5 protein-coding genes and 1 pseudogene are annotated in these 3,344 nt (G+C 64.0%); all 6 read right to left on the bottom strand.

What is annotated here, in order from left to right:
* Positions 1–215 (bottom strand): annotated as a pseudogene (locus FFS68_RS17690) (dTDP-glucose 4,6-dehydratase); the annotation flags it as partial.
* A gap of 146 nt (positions 216–361) precedes the next feature.
* Complete coding sequence (locus FFS68_RS18250; RefSeq protein ID WP_283214615.1) at positions 362–829, bottom strand: SDR family NAD(P)-dependent oxidoreductase; 468 nt, start codon at positions 827–829, stop codon at positions 362–364.
* Positions 732–1,358 (bottom strand): SDR family NAD(P)-dependent oxidoreductase, encoded by a 627-nt coding sequence (locus FFS68_RS18245; protein WP_283214614.1) that lies wholly within the window; start codon positions 1,356–1,358, stop codon positions 732–734. The genes FFS68_RS18250 and FFS68_RS18245 overlap by 98 nt, the downstream gene beginning before the upstream one ends.
* A 58-nt stretch (positions 1,359–1,416) precedes the next feature.
* Positions 1,417–1,929: an AAA family ATPase gene (locus FFS68_RS17680; RefSeq protein ID WP_137754515.1), complete on the bottom strand. Its 513-nt coding sequence runs from the start codon at positions 1,927–1,929 to the stop codon at positions 1,417–1,419.
* Positions 1,930–1,934: 5 nt separating this feature from the next.
* The gene (pth, locus tag FFS68_RS17675; protein ID WP_137754514.1) at positions 1,935–2,504 is read right to left on the bottom strand and encodes an aminoacyl-tRNA hydrolase; all 570 of its coding nucleotides are present in this window, start codon (positions 2,502–2,504) and stop codon (positions 1,935–1,937) included.
* 57 nt (positions 2,505–2,561) lie between these two features.
* Positions 2,562–3,197 (bottom strand): 50S ribosomal protein L25/general stress protein Ctc, encoded by a 636-nt coding sequence (locus FFS68_RS17670; RefSeq protein WP_137754513.1) that lies wholly within the window; start codon positions 3,195–3,197, stop codon positions 2,562–2,564.
* Between the last annotated feature and the right edge of the window lie 147 nt (positions 3,198–3,344).

The following is a 3,344-nucleotide window of genomic DNA, read 5'->3' as shown; positions in this document are numbered from 1 at the left end:
GCGGTCGGGGGCAGGGTGACGGTGGGGTCGCCGCTGGTGTCGCCGCATGCCGCCAGCGCCATGGTGGGCAGGATCGACAGGCCGAGCAGGCCGTTACGAAGCAACGTGCGGCGCGTCGGATTTTCGGCGACGATCGCCTCCAGGCTGCCCGGCGCGTGATGGCTGGCGGTTTCGCCGCGATACGGCGCGCGGGCGTCGTCGGTAAGATGTGACATGCAGTCCCCCTGTTTTCGGTTGAGCCTCCGGACTGGCTTGTCCGGAATGAGGTGGCGCACCGATGGCAGCGGGAGGTGTCAGCTAAATGGCTTCACCAAGTCAGAAAGGCAGGATTTCGATGACGTTCTGGTGACATAGCCGCGGCTCAGTCATGGACCGCCTTGACCAGTGGCCCCAGCGCGCCGCCGCCAAGCCAGGCGACCTGCACCTCGGCCGACACGCGATTGATCGCCTCCTGCGGCTTGTTCCCCGGATGGACCGCGCGGCGCAGCGGGCGCTTGCCCGCGGGCATCGCCATGATCTCGGCAATCGCCATCGGTACGTCCATTGGATCCGCGCTGCGCCCGCTGCCATCCTCGGTCCCCATGCCGCGGGTGAACGGCGCATAGGCGGCAAGCAGCGCCGCATCACTGCGCGCTTTCAGCGCGCCGGTATAGGCGTTGCGGTTGACCCATACTTTGGTCGGATAGCCGCCCGGCTGGATGACCGTCACCTCGATGCCGTGCGGCACCAGTTCATAGGCCAGCTGTTCGGACAAGGCCTCGACCGCGAATTTGGTCGCCGAATAATGGCCGCCGCCCGGCACGATGACGCGCCCGAGCTGTGACGAGATGTTGAAAATCTGCCCGTTTTTTTGCTGCGCGCATCTGCGGCAACAGCGCGCGGAGCATTCGCTGGATGCCGAATATATTGGTGTCGAAGATCAGCTGCGTCGCTTCCATGTCCTGGACCTCGACCGGACCGGTAATGCCGATCCCGGCGTTGTTGATCAGCGTGTCGATCCGCCCGCCCGCAATTTCGAGCGCTTTGGTGGCTCCTGCCGCGACCGACGCATCGCTCGTCACGTCGATTTCGACGATATGCAGGTCGAGCTGTTCCTCCGCGGCTTCGGCGGTGAGCGTTTCGGCCTCGGGGCGGGGTAGCCCGCGCATCGTGGCAATCACCTTGGCACCGAGCCTGGCATAGAGTAGCGCGCCGACCCGACCAAACCCGCTCGACGCGCCGGTGATAAGGATTGTCCGACCTTTCAGAAAGGGCGCAATATATGGGGTGACAGCATTTAGGGCGAGGGGGGCAGCGGCGGTCAGGGCGGCGGCTCCGGCGATCAACTCGCGGCGGCTGGGACGGGAAGGGGTGGGCATGGCGGACTCCTTTTCGGAAGCGATCATGCCTGAATTTTACGCCGACGCCAAACCGCAGTCAGACGGCCTGTTTGCTCAGCGACCCACGCCATTCCTGCAGCGCGCGCGGATTTTTGAGCCGCACCAGCGTGCCATGATAGTCGCGCAACTTTTCTTCGGTACGCGGCCGCGGGCCGCGGTTCCAGGCGAGCAGATAGAGGAAGAATTCGAGATCGAAGCGCTCGGGACATCCTTCGGTCATGTCGGGGCGGCTGCGCCCGCGATAGGTCCAGATCCGGCGCAGTACGCGCCAGGCACACAGCCGGATCGGAAAATCGAGATAGACGACGGTGTCGGCGCGCCCCAATCGCGCGTCGAGCGTACCGCCATATGTGCCGTCGATCAGCCACCGTTCGCCGGCGGTGATGCTGCCGAGTTTGGCGCGTATGTCATCCTTGCTGCTTTCGACCCAGCCCGGACGCCAGTTGAGCTGGTCCATATGAAAGACCGGCAGGTCGAGCGTCTGGCCCAGTTGCGCGGCGAGCGTCGATTTCCCGGCGCCGCACGGCCCGATGATCAATACACGTTGCACGATCGTCAGCCCTGCAAACGTAGCGCGAGATCGCTCTGAAAGCGCACGTCATTGTCCTCGGCCAACCACGGCGCTTCGGCGGCGATGGCGCCCAGCAGGTCGATCAGCGGTTCCATCTCGCTCTTGTGATAATTGCCCAGCACATGGCCGGTAACGCGATCCTTATGGCCCGGATGGCCGATGCCGATGCGGACGCGGCGGAAATCCCCGCCGATGTGCTGGATCATGCTGCGGATGCCATTATGCCCCGCCGCGCCACCGCCGCGCTTCACCTTCACCTGCATCGGCGCCAGGTCGAGCTCGTCGTAAAAGACGGTCACGTCGGGCGTTTCGAGTTTGTAGAAATCCATCGCGGCGCGCACGCTGCGGCCGCTTTCGTTCATGAAGGTGCCAGGTTTGAGCAGCAGGATACGCTGCGACCCGATCCGCCCGTCCTGGATCCAGCCCTGGAATTTCTTCGCGGGTGCCGGAAAGTCGTAGACGTTGGCGATAACATCAGCGGCCATGAAGCCGACATTGTGGCGGTGCATCGCATATTGGGGCCCGGGATTGCCGAGGCCGACCCAGAGCTGCATGGCAACCGCCTTTCGTGGAAGGCCCCTCCCGCCAGGGGAGGGGCCGCCCGAATGATTTTAGGCTTCGTCGCCGCCTTCGGCAGCTTCGCCTTCGTCCACCGTCGTGTCACCGGCGGTCGACTTCATCGCCGACGGCGCAACGATCGTCGCGATGGTGAAATCGCGGTCGGTGATCGCGCTTTCGCTGCCCTTGGGCAGGGTCACGGCGCTGATGTGGATCGAATCGCCGACATCATAACCGGTGACATCGATCTGGATGTCGTCGGGCATCTTGTCCGCGTCGCAGATCAGTTCCAGCTCGTGGCGAACGATGTTCAGCACGCCGCCGCGCTTCAGGCCCGGCGAGGCTTCTTCATTGATGAACAGCACCGGCACCGCGACCTGGACCTTCGAATCCTTCGAAATGCGCAGGAAGTCGGCGTGGATCGGACGATCCTTGACCGGGTGGAACGCGACGTCCTTGGGCAGCGTGCGGATCTGCTTGCCGCCGACGTCGATCATCACGACCGAGTTCATGAAGTGACCCGTCATCAACTGCTTCATCAGCAGCTTTTCTTCGACGTGGATCATCAGGGGTTCTTCTTTGCCGCCATAGACAACGGCGGGGACACGGCCTTCGCGACGCAGTTCACGCGAGGCTCCCTTGCCTCCCCGATCACGCGTCTCGGCCGACAGCACCAGCTGGTCGCTCATCATTTTTCTCCGAGAAAAGTTTCAAAGTCCGCCACGCCTCCAGGGATGACCATGGTCGGAAGCGGCGGCGCTTAGCGGGGACGCGCGGCAAATGCAAGTGCGCGAGGGGTGGCAGCGGTCTTTGGAGGCAGCTCCCCCCCCCCCAAC

It is taken from the genome of Sphingopyxis sp. L1A2A (assembly GCF_005502465.1).
Lineage (GTDB): Bacteria > Pseudomonadota > Alphaproteobacteria > Sphingomonadales > Sphingomonadaceae > Sphingopyxis.
Note: the sequence above shows the minus strand (reverse complement) of the source record. Positions and strands in the feature narration are given on the sequence as shown.